Source organism: Olsenella phocaeensis (assembly GCF_048189965.1).
Taxonomy (GTDB): domain Bacteria; phylum Actinomycetota; class Coriobacteriia; order Coriobacteriales; family Atopobiaceae; genus Olsenella_I; species Olsenella_I phocaeensis.
The window spans coordinates 23,612-40,870 of sequence record NZ_DBEZHV010000017.1 but is presented as its reverse complement, the minus strand read 5'-3'; the positions used below and the strand labels follow the sequence as shown (position 1 = coordinate 40,870).

The following is a 17,259-nucleotide window of genomic DNA, read 5'->3' as shown; positions in this document are numbered from 1 at the left end:
GCACGATGGCACCCCCGTCCAAAATCGGACATGTTGGTGTGCACAATGCTCGAATCTGAAAGCATTTCTCGCCAAAAAAGCCCTTTTATCAGTGATTTCGCTCGTTTGTGTACACTAATCGCGTAAAAGGGACGACGACCGGAGTCGCGTGCGCCCAGCGCGACACAAAGGGCAGACCCAGACCAGACGAGAGGGGCATCACGGACAGAGTCGCGATGCCCCCTGCCTGGTGCGAACGTCGCCGCCGCTACTCGTCATCGTCCTCGAGGTGGGTCTCCAGGAGCCCGCGCATGACCTGTTCGGGACCCGTGCCGTCGTAGCGGGCAAGCGCCGTGATGCGCTCGCGCATGCGAAGCTCGTGGATATCGTCCTCGAGCGAGCGGACCCGCGCGCGCAGCTCGTCTATCTCCTTGTCGCGCTTGAGGGCGCGCTCACGCATGTCCAGGATGCGCACGACGCCCGCGAGGTTGATGCCCTCGTCGGTAAGCTTGCTGATCAGGTTGAGGCGTTCGATGTCGCCTTGGGAGTACAGCCGCGTGTTGCCACGCGAGCGGCCGGGGTTGACCAGGCCCTTCTGCTCGTAGACGCGCAGGGTCTGCGGATGCATGCCGGTCAGCTCGGCCGCAACGCTGATCATGTAAAGCGGCTTGTCCTTGCCGCTCGCGTCGCTACGCGCCATATGCCTCGACGTCCTTTCTGTAGTCACGGCCGTCGGCATCACGCAGGGCCTCCAGCGCGTCACGCTCCTTTTGCGAGAGTCGCGTGGGCACCTTGACCCTCACGGTCACGTACAGGGCGCCACGGGATCCCTTGCGACGCACATCGGGGGCGCCCAGCTCCTTGAAGCGGAAGGTCTTGCCGTCCTGCGTGCCTGCGGGAACCTTGAGGCGGACTTCCGCCCCCTCGGGCGTCGGCACGTCGATGGTGGCCCCCAGGGCAGCCTCGAAGGCGCTCACCGGAAGCTCCATGCGCACGTCGGCCCCGTCGCGCTTGAAGAGCGGGTGCTCGGCCACGCGGGTCGTCACCACGAGGTCGCCGCGGGCACCGCCGTTGGTCCCGTACTCGCCACGTCCGCGATAGCGCAGCTTGCCACCATCGATTGCCCCGGCGGGGACCTTGACGTTGAGGGTCTGGCGCTCGCCCGTCGAGGGAATCGAGTAGCTGATCTTGCGCTGCTCGCCCGCAAAGGCGGCCTCCGCGCTCACGTCTATGGTGGCGGTTATATCCCGGCCCTTGGAAGGACGGTTGGCGGCGGCCTGCCCACCGAAGATCGACGAGAAGTCGAAGCCAGGGAAGGCGCCGTCACCGTTGCGGATATTGTCGAAGATGTCGCCCCAGTCGGCCCCGCCCACGTTGGTGGTGTAGCTGTAGCCGCCGCTCCTGCCGCCCGCACCACCAAATCCCGAGCCGGGCATGCCACCAAACATCAGCATCTGGTCATACTCGCGACGCTTCTGGGTGTCAGAGAGCGTCGTGTACGCCTCGCTGACCTCCTTGAACTTTGCCTCGTCACCACCCGCGTCGGGGTGATACTTGGCAGCGAGCTTGCGAAAGGCCTTCTTGATGTCGTCCTGGCTGGCGTCGCGCTTCACGCCCAAGACGTCGTAGTAGTTCTTGTCTGCCATAGAAGCCAACGCCTCCTTCCTGGTGGCAGCGCCCGGACTTGGGCCCGGGCGCGCCAAGTGCGACTACTCCTTGGTCTCGTCGTCGCCCGTGGGCTCGCCCTCCGGCTCGGGACGCTTGGGCCCGCCATAGGTCACCGTGACCATGGCCGTACGAATCACCTTGCCGCCCATGCGATAGCCCCTCTGGTACACCTGGGCCACCGTCTCGTCATAGGCCTCGGTGTTCTCCTCGCGACCTACGGCCTGGTGGACCAGGGGGTCAAAGGGCTCGCCGGCTGGGTCGATGACCTCGACGCCCTCCTTGCCCAGGACGGAGACCATCTTGTCGTGCACCGCGTCGACGCCGGCGACGAACTGCAGCAGGGCCTCGTCGCCATCGGCGGTCTGTGCCGCATGGGCGGAGGCGCGCTCCATGTCGTCGAGGACCGGAAGCAGGTTGAGCACGAGCTTCTCGGCCGCGCGTTCCCTCTCGGCCAGGCGTTCCTGCGCAGTGCGGCGGCGGTAGTTGTCCCAGTCGGCCTGCAGGCGCGTCAGTCGGTCAGTCGAGTCCGCGGCCTCCCTCTGTGCCGCGGCGACCTTGTCCGCGACCTCGTCGAGCTGCCGTTGGAGGTCGTCGCGCTCCTGACGGACCTTGTCGGCATCGGCCTTGAAGTCGGCCTCAGCCGCCTGCTCGCCTGCGCGCTTCGCCGCCTCCACCAGGTCCTCCTCGCTGGACTCCTCCTCGGGCGCGGCGTCAGCGACCACCTCCGGCTCGACCGCCGGCTCACCCTCGGCCGCCGTGGCCTCGACGACGTCCTCGTCCCTCATGTCATCACCCTCGATAGGCACCTTCACGTCACCCTCCTCGGGCTGCCAAAGGGGCGGCCGCAAGGGCCGCCCCAGCCAACATCTTGTCCTAGGGCCTAGGCGGCCTTGGCCTACTGGTTGTTCTTGTCGTCGTCCACGACCTCGTAGTCGGCGTCGACGACGTCGTCGGTCGAGCTTCCGCCGGCAGCGGAGGTCTGAGCCTGGGTGTCGGAGTAGACGATCTCGGCCAGCTTGTGCCCGACCTCCTGGAGCTTCTCGCCCGCGGCCTTGATGGCGTCGACGTCAGTGCCGTCAAGTGCCTTCTTGGCTGCGTCGACCGCGTCCTGGACCTCCTTCTTCTGGTCCTCGGACACCTTGTCGCCCAGGTCCTTCAGCGTCTGCTCGGTGCTGTAGCACAGCGAGTCGGTCTGGTTGCGGACCTCGATCTCGTCCTTGTGCCTCTTGTCCTCCTCGGCGTGGGACTCGGCGTCCTTGACCATGCGGTCGACCTCGTCGTCCGAGAGCGCGGTGGAGCCAGAGATCGTGATCTGCTGCTGCTTGCCGGTGCCCTTGTCCTTGGCGGTGACCTTCACGATGCCGTTGGCGTCGATGTCGAAGGTGACCTCGATCTGGGGCACGCCGCGGCGTGCGGCGGGGATGCCGGTCAGGTTGAACTTGCCCAGGCTCTTGTTGTCACGAGCCATCTCGCGCTCGCCCTGCAGGACGTTGATCTCGACGGAGGTCTGGTTGTCGGCCGCCGTGGAGTAGACCTCGGTCTTGCTGGTGGGAATCGTGGTGTTGCGGTCGATCATCTTGGTCATGACGCCGCCCATGGTCTCGACGCCCAGCGAGAGCGGGGTGACGTCGAGCAGCAGGATGCCGGAGACGTCGCCGGTGAGCACGCCGCCCTGGACGGCAGCGCCGTCGGCGACGACCTCGTCGGGGTTCACGGACATGTTGGGCTGCTTGCCGGTCATGGTCTTGACCAGGTCCTGCACGGCGGGCATGCGAGAGGAGCCACCCACGAGGATGACCTCGTTGACCTCAAAGATCTGCAGGCCGGCGTCCTGGAGGGCCTTGGTGACGGGGCCCTTGCAGCGGTCGAGCAGGTCACGGGTGATGCGCTCGAACTCGGCGCGGGTCAGCGTGTAGTTGAGGTGCTTGGGGCCGGTGGCGTCGGCGGTGATGAAGGGCAGGTTGATGTCTGCCTGCTGGGCGCTGGAGAGCTCCTTCTTGGCGTTCTCGGCGGCCTCCTTCAGGCGCTGCAGCGCCATGGGGTCACGGCGCAGGTCGATGCCCATCTCCTGCTGGAACTTGTCGGCCATCCAGTCGATGACGCGCTGGTCCCAGTCGTCGCCGCCCAGATGGTTGTCACCGTTGGTGGCCAGGACCTCGACGACTCCGTCGGCCAGGTCGAGCAGGGACACGTCGAAGGTGCCGCCGCCCAGGTCGAAGACCAGGACCTTCTGGTCGATGTCCTTCTTGTCGAGGCCGTAGGCGAGGGCCGCCGCCGTGGGCTCGTTGACGATGCGCTGGACGTTGAGGCCGGCGATATTGACGGCGTCCGTGGTGGCCTGGCGCTGGGCGTCGTTGAAGTAGGCGGGGACGGTGATGACCGCGTCGGTGACGGGCTCGCCCAAGTACTTCTCGGCGTCGGCCTTCATCTTGGCCAGAATCATTGCGCTGATCTGCTCGGGGGTGAAGTCCTCACCGTCGATCTCGACCACGGCACGGTTGCCGGTGCCGCCCTTCACGGAGTAGGGGACGGTCTTGAGCTCGGAACTGACCTCGTCGTAGCGACGGCCCATGAAGCGCTTGATGGAGAAGACCGTGTTCTTGGGGTTGGTGACTGCCTGGTTCTTTGCGGCCTTGCCCACGATGCGGTCGCCGTCGGCGCGGAAGCCCACGACGGACGGGGTGGTGCGGTCGCCCTCGGCGTTGACGATGATGGTGGGCTCGCCGCCCTCGAGGACTGCCATCGCGGAGTTGGTGGTGCCAAGATCGATACCCAGAATCTTGCCCATTGCGATTCCCTTCTGTCTCTCCCTTGGCCCCTGGGGCGGGGAGCTTGTCTGCCCTTGTGCTGCCGCCGAGTCGCCGACGGAGCCTTCGTACACTGCGATTGTTCCCGCGGTATCTGATTCTATACGCAATCTAAGTCTCTACACATTAGATTTTTTGTTCTCTCATGAGTGAGGAATCTTGAGCCAGCCAGAGGGGGTGGTCACTCGCCGACAATCGAGCTTGTGGCGACGCATCGCCTGCGGGGAACGACGCCCATGGGTGGGTGGGGCGGCACGGAACAGGGTCGTGCCACAAGAAGGGGTCCGCGGCAGCTCGCCTCGGACCCCGATACACGTGCACTGTCTGGCAGCGCGAGTTCGCTACTCTTCCCCCTCTTCCTTCCCCGCCTTCCTGAGCTGGGAGAAGCCAACGAACGAGAGTACGGTCTGGGCGACCACGAAGAAGAAGTACATGGGGAAGAGAACCATCGCCACGGCGTAGAGGATGGCTCCCACCAAGGCGAAAGAGGGCTTGTGCATGAAGAGCCCGAGCCCGTTGAAGATGACCGCCACGGCAGTGGATGCCAGGTGGGGCATGACGAGGTAGGTCGCAATCGCGGCGCCGGCTCGATAGGCGGTCGTCCCCGAGGAGCCCGCACCACCCCAGTAGTAGACGCTGTACAGGAGGTACAGCGCCCCCAACACGAACGAGATGAGCAGCAGTACGTTGAGCTTCTTCTTCATGACTTCGCTTCCTTCGATTGCGTGGTCTTGCGCCTTGACATGCTCCGCCGATGAGCCGTCGTAGCCCCTACGAGAGACTGAAGGTCTGGGTGGCCAGGGGCTCGTCGCTCGCAGAGACGTACTCCTTCACCTCGACCTCAATGTCCGAGGTGTCCTGTAACGCATACGGGATGCGCACCTTTATTGTCCCGCCAGGCTTGACCTTGTTTGACCAGTCGGCAGTATCGACCCCGTCGACGATGCCCGGCTCGCACTGTATGCCGTTCTGGTACACCTCCGTTGACGCCACCGCCATCAGCGACTGCGCTTCGTCGGAGTTATTCGTGAAGCTGTAGTCGATGACCGCGGCAGGGTTGCCCTGGTAGTCGACGGCGGAGGTGCAGCCGTCGATTGTCACTTCGTAGTCGGACTTCGCCTTCTGAGCCTGGACGGGATCCGAGCCCGCGCCGTCGCCGCTCGACGACGGGGTGCCGGAGCAAGCCGCCAGCGGCAGGGCGACAAGCGTGGCAACGACAACTGCACAAACGGTCTTCTTGACGCTCATGTGTTCTCTCACCTTTCTCTTTGCTGGCTTCTGCCAGGACAAAGGAGATGGTAGGGGCGAGAGAACCCCCGTTCATTAGCTGTCAGCTAACTGTTCGCGAGCGGGCCACCCGGAGCCGCGCCGCCCGTGAGGGGCCGCTCCCTCTGCTCCCAGAGGAGATGGTCGCAGCAGGTCACGCCCATCCCGCGCTCGAGGCAGAAGGCGATGACCACATCCCGGCGGCGGTCGGGCCTGAGGGCGCTCAGGCCGCCGCGTTCCAGGGCGTCGCTCGCGTCCTCCACGCCCAGCCCCATCCCGAAGCAGACCTGGAGGAGCTTGTCACGCGTGGGGTTTCGCGACCCAGAGAGGATCTGATACGCGTAGGTGTGATTGAGGCCCGAGCGCCCCACGACCGCGCCACGCGAGAGCGAGCGCTCGCGCAGGGCGTCATCCGCCCAGCCGGCAAAGTTTCGGTCGTCAAGCGGCGCGCTTTCCAACGCGCGCCTGACGTCCGAACCGCAGTCCCTCAAGAAGCCCCACTCATCCATTGCACAACCCCTTTCGCGTGAAAGGGTAGGTGGCGCGACGCGGCGATTCATTAGCTGGCAGCTCATTGTTTCGCGGAAGGGCCACGTGGCGCAGGGGTGGGGAGCGGCCGCGCGGCCAGGCGCACCCAAGGCAGAGCAGCCTCCGCGCCACGCGCGACATTGCGCAAAGGGCCTAGACGAGACCGGCCGCCTGGGCAAGGATCTGTAGCGCGAGCATAATCGCAAAGCCTGCGAAAAGCTCCTCCGCCACACGAAGCAGCAGACGCCTCGGGAGCGCGCCCCGATCCAGACCCGCGTACTCCCCCACCCCTGCCACGGCGCAAGCGAGCTCGTAGGAGGGGAGGAGTATCCACCAGGCCATGAGCACGAGGTACGAGATGGCGGCAAGCGACTCCTGGGCAATCCCCACCTGCCGTCCCACCTGCTCTGGCATGCCAAGGAGACCCGCGGCGAACACCACGAGGAGGACCACCGCGAACACGAGCGCGACGGTCTTGCGCACGGAGCGAGACGCACGGAGCAGCGCCAGAACGGTCGGGGCGAGCTCCATCCAGACGTGGAGCGAGTGGGGGGCGAGGCTCCGGTCGCCCTTGGGGCGCAGCTCGACGGCCGGCACGGCAGCGGGTCCCTCCCAATCATCCTGTCCCGCCGTGCCCGAACCTTCGGCGCAGGAGCGCAACTCAGCCATGAGCTCTGCCGCAGACTGAGGGCGCGCGCTGGGCTCAAGCGACCGGGCACGGCCTATCAGCCCGACCACCTCCCCTGGCACGGCGGCGAGTCCCAACGCAGGATCGAAGCCCCTCTCGCCCGGCCAGGTAGCTGTGAGCATGTAGGCGAGCACGCTCGCCAGGAAGTCCACGTCGGACCTAGCGTCGGTCTGGGCGAAGCCGAACTGCTCTGGTGCGGCAAAGCCCCAGGTGCCTAGGAGCGTCGTGTCTCGCCCCGCCTCGTCCGAGCGCAGGCGCGCGATGCCCAGGTCTATGAGGTGGGCGCATCCCCCGCCATCCACGATGACGTTCTTTGGCGTGATGTCGCGGTGTATGATGCCATGCTCGTGGAGCGCCTGTGCGGCGGAGCAGATTCCGTCCATGAGCCGCACCGCCCGCGACAGGGAGAGCGGTCCCTCCCGCGTCACGAGGCCCTCGAGAGACTCCCCGTCCACGTACTCGAGCACCACGGCCAGGCGGTCAGGAAGGCGGTAGACGGTCTCCACTCGGGGAAGCCCCGGCTCGTCAACGCCCAGCAACGTGCCCCAGAGCCCAGGTGCGGCGAGTCCGCCAGCGAAGTACTTGCGCACGAAGAGGCCAGCCCCACCAAGGGTCACGAGCTCGGTCCTGAGCCCCTCTCGCTCGGAAAGCACCCGCTCGACCTTGTAGGTGTCGTCCAGCACAAGGGCGTGCAACACCTCTCCCTCGTCCACGCGTCAGCCCTCCGCAGGCAGGAGGGTCTCTTCCCCCATGCGGTAGAGCTCGTCGTCGCAGTTCTCGCGGCTGAGCCCGGGCTCGAGGCAGAAGATGACGATCGCGTCGCGCCGCCGGCGACTCCACAGCTCCGCATGCCCCGCCAGACGCAGTAGCCTCTGGGCCTCGTGCAGGGTGCAGCCCATGCCGAAGGCGAGCATCAGGGCCCTGTCGCGCCCGATGTGCCGCGTGCCTTGGAAGACCTGGTAGCCAAAGGTGGCGTTGAGTCCGGCGGCGGCAATGGCCTGCGCGCGCCCGAGGCCCTTCCGCTCCAGGAGGTCGCGCAGGTACTCGGCGAGGTCGCGCCCCTCGAGGTCGGGCTCGACGGCGCTGAGATAGCCCTCTATCGAGGTGGACGCGAGCAGGCGCTCGAGGAGCTCCTCGGTCACGTGCTCGTGGCCGCAAGAATCGACCTCCGACCGCTCTTTGGCCATGCGCTTCCCTTCCCCGTTTCCCAGGAGAGACCATCATAGCCCCCACCTGGGACGCGAGCAGACTCCACCCGGGACGCGCGCGGCCCCGGGGATGCGGGCGCTTGCGCTAAGCTCGACTGCATGCCAGAAAACATCGTCGGACGAGAGAAGACCTCGTCCTCGGCCCTTGGGAGGCACCACATGAAGCTGCTCCTCGCCTCTGACATCCACGGTGCGGCAGACCGCTGCGCCCGCCTCATGGACGCCATCGATGCGGAGCGGCCCGACCGCGTGGTGCTCCTGGGAGACCTCCTCTACCACGGGCCCCGCAACGACCTGCCCGCCGACTACGCCCCCAAACGCGTCATCCAGATGCTCAACTCCATCGCGGACCAGGTCATAGCCGTGCGCGGCAACTGCGACGCCGAGGTGGACCAGATGGTCCTGGACTTCCCCTGCATGACCGACCACAACCTGCTCTGGGACCCTGCCGCCCCCAACCCCGTGACCGGCGGCATGGGTCGCACGCTCTTCCTCACGCACGGGCACGTCTGGGGCGCAGGCTTCCACAACTCCGTCGACCACCTGCCCCTGCTGCCCGATGGCGCGGCGCTCGTGTACGGGCACACGCACCGGAAGGTCAACGAGCCCGCGCCGGGCAACCCCGACATCTGGTGCTTCAACCCTGGCAGCGTGGGCATTCCCAAGGACGGCAGCAGCAGCTACGGCCTCTGGCTGGACGGGCGCCTCGAGCACCGCGAGCTCTAGGACGATGGAGCGGGTCCCTCCGCCATGCTGCCCCCGGCGCAGGGACCCCACCTCAGCTTGCCCCGACGCGATCCCATGTCCGAGCTAGTGCCTTGACCTCAGGTCGCGCTCCCACACGGCGACGCCCGCACAGGCAATGCCTCCGATTGGCCAGGGGAGCCAGAAGAATTCATTCGGCGACCCGTTGGCGCCGTTGAGGTCGATGGACGTGAACAACAGGACCAGCGCCAGCGCGGTCGCGGCGAGCATGATGATGGCGCAGATCGCCCCAACCCTGCGATTCCCGCGCCTTACCGCCAGCGCACGCTCGAGCCCCTCTCCCTCGAGCGCCTCCGCAATCTCGTCCTCGCTGAGCTCGTCCAAGGCGTCCTCGTTGTAGCTGGCAAGGTTCACGCGCTCGCCCATCACGAGGGAGTAGACCAGAGTCCCGACACCCGCCGCGACGCAGAGCAGCATGGACACTGCCCAGACGTTTGCGTCCCCCAGAAGCACCGGAAACAAGATCCCGAGGAGTATCGCCCCGACGCCTAGGGCGATGCCCCGCCCCATGAGGCCCCGCGCGTCGGCACGCTGCTCTGGGGTATAGAAGTCCTCCACGAAGGGATGCTCCTTCTGGAAGGCCGTGTGGGCCATCACGGTTGGCACGATAAGCGCCACGCCAAGGGCCACGAAGGCAAAGAGGGCCAGCGTCGAGAGCGCGCTTGGGTCTGCCAGGGCCCCTGCGGGGTTGACCCCGTCAAGGAGCGCACCCAGCGCCACGCCCACGATGATGGCCGAGACGCCCAGGGCCATGCGCCGGGCAAAGGAGCGCACGTGCTCGTCGTAGCCACAGACGTCCGTGGCGGGTCCAGGCGAGACGAGCTCGGACCTCGGTGGTTCGACGTCCGTAAGGTCACCCTTCACGAGCTCGTCCAGGGTGCAGCCGAAGATGTCGCAGAGCTTGAGGAGCTTGTCCATCTCGGGGTAGGCCTTCTCGGCCTCCCACTTGGTCACCGACTGGCGGCTCACGCCCACCAGCATGGCAAGCTGCTCCTGGGTCATGTTGCGCGTGGCGCGCAGGTGCTGAAGGTTGTCTCGGAAGCTCATGGTGTTTCCCTCTGCCTTGCCGCCCGCGGCGGCCCCAACGTCTTCTGTGCCGGCACCTTCGAATCTATGGTAGCCGGGCGTCCCCGGCCACCAACCCGAGGCTGCATTTTATGGAATGTCAGGGCACCGGACGGTTGCGGGCCGCAGCTCAGAGGTTGCAAAGACCCACCGGGAGGGTTGCCAGAGGGTCCATCTTGCCTCTCGCCACATGCAGGTGCAGAACGGCCCCGGTGGAGGTCTGGTTGTCGGATGGTCCATCTTGTCTTTCGCCACACAAAGAGGTCGAAATCCGCCAAAAAGTGTGGCAGAAGACAAGATGGATGCCTCCGCACGAAGAGGCGCGCGTCGAACTCGAAAATCACCATGGCCCCGCGCGGACGTCCTCGCGCCAAAGGGGCACGATGACGAGGGGCGGTTCCCGGGCGAGAGGGGCCGCGGCGCCACTCGCGACGACCACGCCAGGACTGCGCCATGGAGTGCCGACCACTGGCCCGCAAATGCCGGCTCGCGCGGCCAAGTCGCGAGCAAGACACGCCGCGCCCCTCTCGCCCGCCTGGTCTATCCTGATAGCGAAAAATCGCGCCGGAACGGAGCCAGCATGCCCATCAACATCCCCGACGGCCTGCCCGCCAAGAAGGTCCTCCGCCAGGAGCGGATTTTCGCCCTGGAGGAGGAGGTCGCCGGGCAACAGCAGATCCGTCCGCTCAACCTGGTGATCTTGAACCTCATGCCCACCAAGATAGAGACCGAGACCCAGATTCTGCGTCTCATCAGCAAGTCCCCCCTGCAGGTGAGCTGCGACTTCATGCGCGTGAGCACGCACGAGTCCACCCACGTCTCGCAGGACCACCTGGTGAAGTTCTACGACTGCTTCGAGGCCTACGAGGACAAGAACTACGACGGCATGATCATCACCGGCGCTCCGGTGGAGCAGCTGCCCTACGAGGCCGTCGACTACTGGGACGAGCTCTGCCGGATCATAGACTGGTCGCAGGAGCACGTGCTCAGCACCATGTATCTCTGCTGGGGCGCGCTTGCCGGCCTCTGGCACCTCTACCGGATTCCCAAGAGGCAGCTTCCCGCCAAGCTCTTCGGCGTCTTTCCCCAGCGGCTCTGCGACGAGTACAGCTTCCTCACCAACGGCTTCGACGAGATGCATAACATGCCCCACTCGCGCCATGCCGCCATCGACGCAGGCGAGCTGGCCAACCACCCCGAGCTGCACGTGCTCAGCGAGGGTTTCTCCAGTGGACCCTCGCTCATCGCGACCCGCGACTTCCACGAGGTGTACGTAACCGGCCACTACGAGTACGGGCGCGACACCCTGGGCGACGAGTACTGGCGCGACTTCAAGCGCGGGCTTCCCATCCGCGTGCCCCAGAACTACTTCCCCGACGACGACCCCGAGCGGCAGCCCATCTTTACCTGGCGAGCCCATGCAAACCTTCTGTACCGCAACTGGCTCAACTGGGTGTACCAGATGACGCCCTACGACCGGGCGGACATTCCGGCACAAATCCGCACGCTCAAGGCGGACTCCGATGGCATGGTGGACAAGTTCGAGGCATAGGGCACGACAAGAGGTCCACCCAGAGCAGGACACGGCGGGCGAGAGGACCGTGTGTCCGAGAACGCGGCCGCCCCGCGCGCCTACACCGCCTACGCCATCTGGGCCTTGAGCCGCGCGGCCGCAGCACGTGGGTCGTCCGCCTGGGCTATGGCCCTGCCCACGAGGACGCAGGCGGGGCGCGCCGCCACCACCTGGGCTATGTTATCGAGCCCGATGTGGCCGACCACTGCGCTCTGGGCGCTCGTCAGGCACTCGTTGAGGCCACGCAGCAGCTCCAGCGGGGCGAAGGTGCCCGCCTCCCCGACGTCCGAGACGGCACTGAGCTCGTGACCATCGGCCCCCAGCCCCGAGGGAACGACGAGCTCCCCCACGCCCAGCGCCTCGAGCTCCACGGCACGGCTGAGCGGACCCGCCATGCCAGCCAGGTCGCCCACCACGCACCGTCCCATCACCTCGGCCACCCGCAGCACCGCGTCGAAGGTCTGGTCGGAGGCAAGTCCCAGGACGCTCACCGCGTCCGCCCCGTAGTCAAAGCACTTCCGCGCGACGTAGCCACCGCTGTGGAAGACCTTCGCGTCGGCGAGCACAACCTTGTCCGGGAAGGCATGCTTCACGTGCCTCACCATCGAAAGCCCCTCCTCCACCAGGAGCGGATAGCCCACCTCGACCACGTCGACGTAGTCACGGGTGTCCAGGATGAGGTCGAGGCAGTCCTCCAACCTCAGCGCGTCCAACGTGAGCTGCAGCCTCATGGCAACCTCCCAGGCGATTCGTCGCAACAGGCCCAGCGTAGTCGAGGGTCACGGGGCAATCGTGAGCCTTTGGTGTGCTCGGGCCCTCTGGCGCCATTCGCGCCGCAGACGGCTGCCCCACATAGCCGTCAGGACGCATGGCTCCGATGTCTGCCCTGCAGCACGAGGCAACTTGGGCGATACTTAGGCACATGACTAAGACATTTGCCGAGCTCGGGCTAAACGAGCACATCCTCGCCGGCGTGGAGGAGCTGGGCTTCTCAACGCCGACTCCCGTGCAGGAGCAGGCCATCCCCGCCGTCCTCGCCGGGCGCGACGTGATCGCCTCCGCACAGACAGGCACGGGCAAGACCGCCGCCTTCGCATTGCCGGTCCTGCAGGTCATCGAGCCCCTCTCTCGCGCGGCACGGCAGAGCCGGGCAGCATCCGCCGCCCCCGGCGCAAAGCCGGCTGATGCGGGCGAGAGTGACGACGGCCCTTCGCAGGACGGGGCCACCAGGGCCACACAGGACGACGGACCCGAAGTCCTCGCGGACCGCGTGGAGGACGACTCCGTGCTCTCGGCACCCGTCAACAACGAGAGCGTAATCCAGGACGCCGACGCATCGGGCAAGCCCCGGCGCCGGCGTCGCAGGCATCACAAGAAGGCGGAAGGCGGCGACGCACCCGCAGACGATACGAAGGCGAACGCGGATGCCGCGCCCCAGACCAAGTCCGCTCCCGAGACGCAGGGCGACTCCCCCACAAAGCCCAAGCGCAAGCGCCGTCGCAGGAAGAAGCCTGCCTCGAAGCGCACGGACGCCCCCATGGACGACTCGCGCGAGAGGGACCCCGACGCCAGGCCCTTCGGACCCTTCGCCCTGGTGGTGACTCCCACCCGCGAGCTCGCGGCACAGATCGAGGACGTGGTGAGCGTCGTCTGCCGCAAGACCGGACAGAAGACCGTCGTTGTCATGGGTGGTGCCAAGTTCGAGCGCCAGATCCGTGAGCTCGAGCGCGGCTGCGACCTGCTCGTGGCGACCCCCGGCCGTCTCATCGACCTCATGGAGCACGAGCACGTGAGCCTGGCAGACGTCAAGGTCCTGGTACTGGACGAGGCCGACCGCATGCTGGACATGGGTTTCTGGCCCAGCGTGCGCCGCATCGTCAAGGCCTGCCCCGCAGACCGGCAGACACTGCTCTTCTCCGCCACCATCCCACCCAGCATCAAGGGCACCGTGGACGCCATGCTGCACGACCCTGCGAGCATCGAGATTGCCCGCGTGGGCGAGACGGCCGACACCGTGGAGGAGCACCTCTGCCCCGTCTCGCAGGGGCAGAAGACCCTGCTTCTGGAAGCGCTGCTCAAGACTGGCGGGGCCGCAGGCGAGATCCCCGAGCGCGTGCTGGTCTTCTGTCGCACCAAGCACCGCAGCGACGACCTCGAGAAGTACCTCAAGCGCGCGAGCTTCAGCGTGGACGTCATGCACGCTGACCGCCCCCAGAAGGCCCGCGAGCGAGCACTCGAGCGATTCCGCGAAGGTGCCTGCCAGGTGCTCGTGGCCACCGACGTCATGAGCCGCGGCATAGACGTGAGCGGCATCGACGCCGTGGTCAACTTCGACGTCCCCATGGACCCAGAGGACTACGTCCACCGCATCGGACGCACCGGCCGCGCCGGCGCGACGGGACATGCCTACACCTTCGTCGCGCCCGACGAGATTAGCCCCCTGCGCGAGATCGAGTACTTCACGCACGCGCTCGTCCCGGTATGGGACCTCGAGGGCTTCGACTACGACGCGACGCGCATCGTACCCAACCCGGGGCGCTCCACCACCAAGGCGACGCGCACCATGTTCAGTGGCTCCCGCAGCCGGGGGCGCGGCATCAGCTCCGGACGCTACGGCAGGCACTTCTAGACTTTGCGATAAGACGTACGAACATATCAATGACCTGCTTCCGAGGCGCGTTCGCAGTCGTGGACGTGCCTCTTCTCTCCCCTGGCGCCATGGTCACGCGCCACATCCCACATGCCCCATGCCGTCCGCGCCGCAATGCGGGCTTCTCCCCTAATCGCCGCACGTCCCGTCGCCCGTGGTAGCAAGCTAGATGTCACGAGGGGTTGCCTGGGACGCCAGCACTCGACGCCGCAGGCGCGAGGAAGGGAGATCCCATGTACGAGAAGCTCTTCGAGGCGGGGCAGATAGGTGGCCTGAAGCTCAAGAACCGACTGGTCATGACACCCGTGGGCGTGGGCCTGGCCAACCTCGACGGCACGCCGAGCGACGAGATGATCGCCTACTACGAGACGCGCGCCGCGGGCGGGGCAGGGCTCATCCTGCCCGAGATCTGTCGCGTCGACGACGTGACCGGCCCCGGCCTCCTGCGCCAGATATCCGCCACGCGCGACCGCAACATACCCGCGCTGGCACGCCTCGCGGCGGCAATCCACAGCCATGGCGCGAAGACCATGATCCAGCTCCACCACCCCGGCCGCGAGACCTATAGCTCACTACTGGGCGGTGCCCCCGTGGTCAGCGCCTCGGCCATCCCCTGCAAGCGCTGCAAGCAGGAGACGCGCGCCCTCACCACCGACGAGGTCAGGCACATCATCCGGGAGTTCGTGGACGCCGCCGCGCGTGTCCAGCAGGCGGGCTTCGATGGCGTCGAGCTGCACTGCGCCCACGGCTACCTGCTTGAGCAGTTCCTCTCGCCCTACACCAACAAGCGCGAGGACGAGTACGGCGGGTCCTTCGAGAACCGCCTGCGCATGGTGCTCGAAATCATCTCGGGCATCCGCGAGCGCTGCGGGGAGGACTTCCCCCTGGGCTGCCGCCTCTCGGTCGAGGAGTTCCTCTCTGCCACGGGCGTCACCGAGGACTACATTCACATCCAGGACGGCGTGAGGATCGCCCAGGAGCTCCAGAAGGCCGGCGTCGACTTCATCGACGTCTCCTGCGGCATCTACGAGACCGGCATAACCTCCGTCGAGCCCGTCTCGTACGCCGAGGGCTGGAGGCACGACCTCATCGCCGCCGTGCGCAAGAACGTCTCGATCCCCGTCATAGCGGTGTCGAACTTCCGTGGCCCTGACGTCCCCGAGAGCTTCCTCGAGGAGGGGCTCATCGACTTCGCGGGCATGGGGCGCGCCTGGCTGGCGGACCCCGAATGGGGCCGCAAGGTCCAGGAGGGTCGCGTGGACGAGCTCCGCAAGTGCATCTCGTGCCTGCGCTGCTTCGAGAGCCTCGAGCAGAACGCCGAGGCGGCCATGCCGCTCGAGTGCGCCGTCAACCCGACCTGCGCGGCGGAGCTCCGTTGCGGCAGCCTCGAACCCGACGTCGAGCACCACCATCTCGTTGTGGTGGGGGCAGGTCCCGCCGGTATGTGTGCGGCAGAGACGGCTGCCACGCGAGGCTGCAGGGTCACGCTCCTGGAGGCAGCGCGCGAGCTGGGCGGCGACGTCGTCCTCGCGGCGGCGCCTCCCCTCAAGGAGAAGATGTCCTTCGTGCCCGAGTACTACGCCAAGGTCCTTCCCGACCTGGGCGTGGACATCCACCTGGGAGAGCGCGCGACCGTGGAATCCGTGCTCGCGCTCGAGCCCGACGCGGTGATACTCGCCACCGGCGGGAGCCCCATCGTGCCGCGCTCCATTCCCGGCCTCGACGGCCCCAACGTCGCCTGCGTGCCCGAGGTCCTCATCGGCAGGCGCGAGCTTGCCGGCAAGAGCGTCGTGGTCGTCGGCGCGGGCATGACCGGCATCGAGACCGCCGAATACGCAGCCGAGAAGGGTGCGGCCCACGTCGTCGTGGTGGACATGCTCGACTCCGTCGCGCCTGGCGTCAACCCCGTCAACGTGCTTGACGTCATGGGACGCCTGCGCAAGTACGGCGTGGAGTTCAGGCTGGGACAGAAGCTCGTCAGCGCGGACGCGCAGGGCCTGGCGCTCGAGTCGACGGCGGACGGAAGCGCCTCTCGCCTTGACTGCGACCTCGTCGTGCTCTCGCTGGGCAACCGCCCCAACACCGAACTGCGCGAGGGGCTCGAGGCAGCAGACGTCGAGGTGCGCGTCGTGGGGTCCGCCGTCAAGGACGGGAACATCTCACCCGCCACACACGGTGGCTATGCGGCGGCACGCGAACTCTTCCTCCCACACCGGCCGCAAGCCAGCTTCCATGCCCTGGACGAGGACGTGGCGAAGTTCGGCCAGCCCTCCATCATGGGTGACCAGCGTGGCATCTACATCGCCTTCACCACGACGCCCGAGGCCATCCGCCGCGTCCTGCCACCGGAGCTCACGCCCTTCAAGATGCCCGTCGTGGTCCTCTCGATCAACCACATCAATCGTCCCTCGTTCACGGACGACTACTACGAGGCGATCCTGGGCGTCTACTGCTACGCCGACGAGCAGCTGGGCCAGTACACGCTCTCGCTGCTCCTGGGCGGCAACGGCCAGGAGATGGCCACGCAGCTCGGGCGCGACAACGGCTCCATGCCCAAGAAGATGGGGGCCGAGTTCGTGCTGCGCCGTGACGGCGACGTGGTGACGGCCGAGGTCAGCCGCAGGGGCTGTCAGGTCGCCAGCGTGCGCATGGAGCTCGGCGAGTACAACACGCCCCTCACGCACATGATCTTCCAGGGGCCCGGGGCGGGCGTCACCACCAAGGGATGCGGCTTCTACTACCACTTCGACCGCATGGTGAGACCCGAAGGCGGCGCCGAGCTGACCTCCGGGGCGCTCCTCGGGGCGCTCGTGCAGTACGACTACAAGGAGTGGACGCCGGGATACGTCACCAAGCTCGAGCTTCGCTCGACTCCGGACGACCCCTGGGGCGAGCTGCCCGTCATCAGCGTCATAGGCGGTGGCCTCTCCACCCTGGACCTCACGGTCTGCGGCATGAGGCGCCTGGCCGACGTGGACGCCAAAGCGATCCTGCCCTACCTGCTCTCCGCCTGGTACGACCGCTCCGCGCTGGGCGAGTGCGGGCGCATCTAGCGAGCGTGT

General features: G+C 66.8%; 15 protein-coding genes. 4 read left to right on the top strand and 11 right to left on the bottom strand.

The features are described from left to right. Positions 1 to 247: 247 nt before the first annotated feature. The 9 genes from ACMPH2_RS08170 to ACMPH2_RS08130 all read right to left on the bottom strand — a co-directional run bounded on the left by ACMPH2_RS08170 (position 248) and on the right by ACMPH2_RS08130 (position 8,123). Positions 248 to 679 (bottom strand): heat shock protein transcriptional repressor HspR, encoded by a 432-nt coding sequence (locus ACMPH2_RS08170; RefSeq protein ID WP_062531479.1) that lies wholly within the window; start codon positions 677 to 679, stop codon positions 248 to 250. Then, on the bottom strand, positions 669 to 1,625 hold the full coding sequence (locus ACMPH2_RS08165) for a DnaJ C-terminal domain-containing protein (RefSeq protein WP_062531480.1): 957 nt from the start codon (positions 1,623 to 1,625) through the stop codon (positions 669 to 671). The genes ACMPH2_RS08170 and ACMPH2_RS08165 overlap by 11 nt, the downstream gene beginning before the upstream one ends. Positions 1,626 to 1,688: 63 nt before the next feature. Next, positions 1,689 to 2,459, bottom strand: coding sequence for a nucleotide exchange factor GrpE (locus ACMPH2_RS08160; RefSeq protein WP_417119172.1), 771 nt, complete (start codon positions 2,457 to 2,459; stop codon positions 1,689 to 1,691). An 83-nt stretch (positions 2,460 to 2,542) separates the two neighbouring features. After that, on the bottom strand, positions 2,543 to 4,435 hold the full coding sequence (dnaK, locus tag ACMPH2_RS08155) for a molecular chaperone DnaK (RefSeq protein WP_417119171.1): 1,893 nt from the start codon (positions 4,433 to 4,435) through the stop codon (positions 2,543 to 2,545). A 360-nt stretch (positions 4,436 to 4,795) separates the two neighbouring features. Then, positions 4,796 to 5,158 carry a hypothetical protein gene (locus ACMPH2_RS08150; RefSeq protein ID WP_303132320.1) on the bottom strand — a complete coding sequence of 121 codons (363 nt, stop codon included), beginning with the start codon at positions 5,156 to 5,158 and terminating at the stop codon, positions 4,796 to 4,798. A gap of 67 nt (positions 5,159 to 5,225) precedes the next feature. Continuing rightward, complete coding sequence (locus ACMPH2_RS08145) at positions 5,226 to 5,702, bottom strand: DUF5067 domain-containing protein (protein WP_417119170.1); 477 nt, start codon at positions 5,700 to 5,702, stop codon at positions 5,226 to 5,228. A gap of 86 nt (positions 5,703 to 5,788) precedes the next feature. Continuing rightward, entirely contained in the window at positions 5,789 to 6,229 is a 441-nt protein-coding gene (locus tag ACMPH2_RS08140; protein WP_417119169.1) for a hypothetical protein, read from the bottom strand. 172 nt (positions 6,230 to 6,401) lie between these two features. Continuing rightward, entirely contained in the window at positions 6,402 to 7,649 is a 1,248-nt protein-coding gene (locus tag ACMPH2_RS08135; RefSeq protein ID WP_417119168.1) for a serine/threonine-protein kinase, read from the bottom strand. A 3-nt stretch (positions 7,650 to 7,652) separates the two neighbouring features. Further along, on the bottom strand, positions 7,653 to 8,123 hold the full coding sequence (locus ACMPH2_RS08130; protein WP_417119167.1) for an XRE family transcriptional regulator: 471 nt from the start codon (positions 8,121 to 8,123) through the stop codon (positions 7,653 to 7,655). Between the two features lie 180 nt (positions 8,124 to 8,303). Here ACMPH2_RS08130 and yfcE point away from each other — a divergent pair, with 180 nt between their 5' ends. Next, positions 8,304 to 8,870 carry a phosphodiesterase gene (gene yfcE / locus ACMPH2_RS08125; RefSeq protein ID WP_009278224.1) on the top strand — a complete coding sequence of 189 codons (567 nt, stop codon included), beginning with the start codon at positions 8,304 to 8,306 and terminating at the stop codon, positions 8,868 to 8,870. An 84-nt stretch (positions 8,871 to 8,954) separates the two neighbouring features. Here yfcE and ACMPH2_RS08120 read toward each other — a convergent pair whose 3' ends face one another. Next, positions 8,955 to 9,956 carry a helix-turn-helix transcriptional regulator gene (locus tag ACMPH2_RS08120; protein ID WP_417119166.1) on the bottom strand — a complete coding sequence of 334 codons (1,002 nt, stop codon included), beginning with the start codon at positions 9,954 to 9,956 and terminating at the stop codon, positions 8,955 to 8,957. Positions 9,957 to 10,554: 598 nt separating this feature from the next. On the opposite strand from ACMPH2_RS08120, the gene ACMPH2_RS08115 reads away from it, so the two are divergent. Beyond that, the gene (locus ACMPH2_RS08115) at positions 10,555 to 11,526 is read left to right on the top strand and encodes a homoserine O-succinyltransferase (protein ID WP_417119165.1); all 972 of its coding nucleotides are present in this window, start codon (positions 10,555 to 10,557) and stop codon (positions 11,524 to 11,526) included. 89 nt (positions 11,527 to 11,615) lie between these two features. Here the strand turns inward: ACMPH2_RS08115 and ACMPH2_RS08110 are convergent, their stop codons facing one another. Then, positions 11,616 to 12,278, bottom strand: coding sequence for an orotidine 5'-phosphate decarboxylase / HUMPS family protein (locus ACMPH2_RS08110; protein ID WP_417119164.1), 663 nt, complete (start codon positions 12,276 to 12,278; stop codon positions 11,616 to 11,618). Positions 12,279 to 12,469: 191 nt separating this feature from the next. On the opposite strand from ACMPH2_RS08110, the gene ACMPH2_RS08105 reads away from it, so the two are divergent. Then, positions 12,470 to 14,176, top strand: coding sequence for a DEAD/DEAH box helicase (locus ACMPH2_RS08105; protein WP_417119163.1), 1,707 nt, complete (start codon positions 12,470 to 12,472; stop codon positions 14,174 to 14,176). Between the two features lie 254 nt (positions 14,177 to 14,430). Further along, entirely contained in the window at positions 14,431 to 17,250 is a 2,820-nt protein-coding gene (locus ACMPH2_RS08100) for an oxidoreductase (protein WP_417119162.1), read from the top strand. Positions 17,251 to 17,259 lie beyond the last annotated feature (9 nt).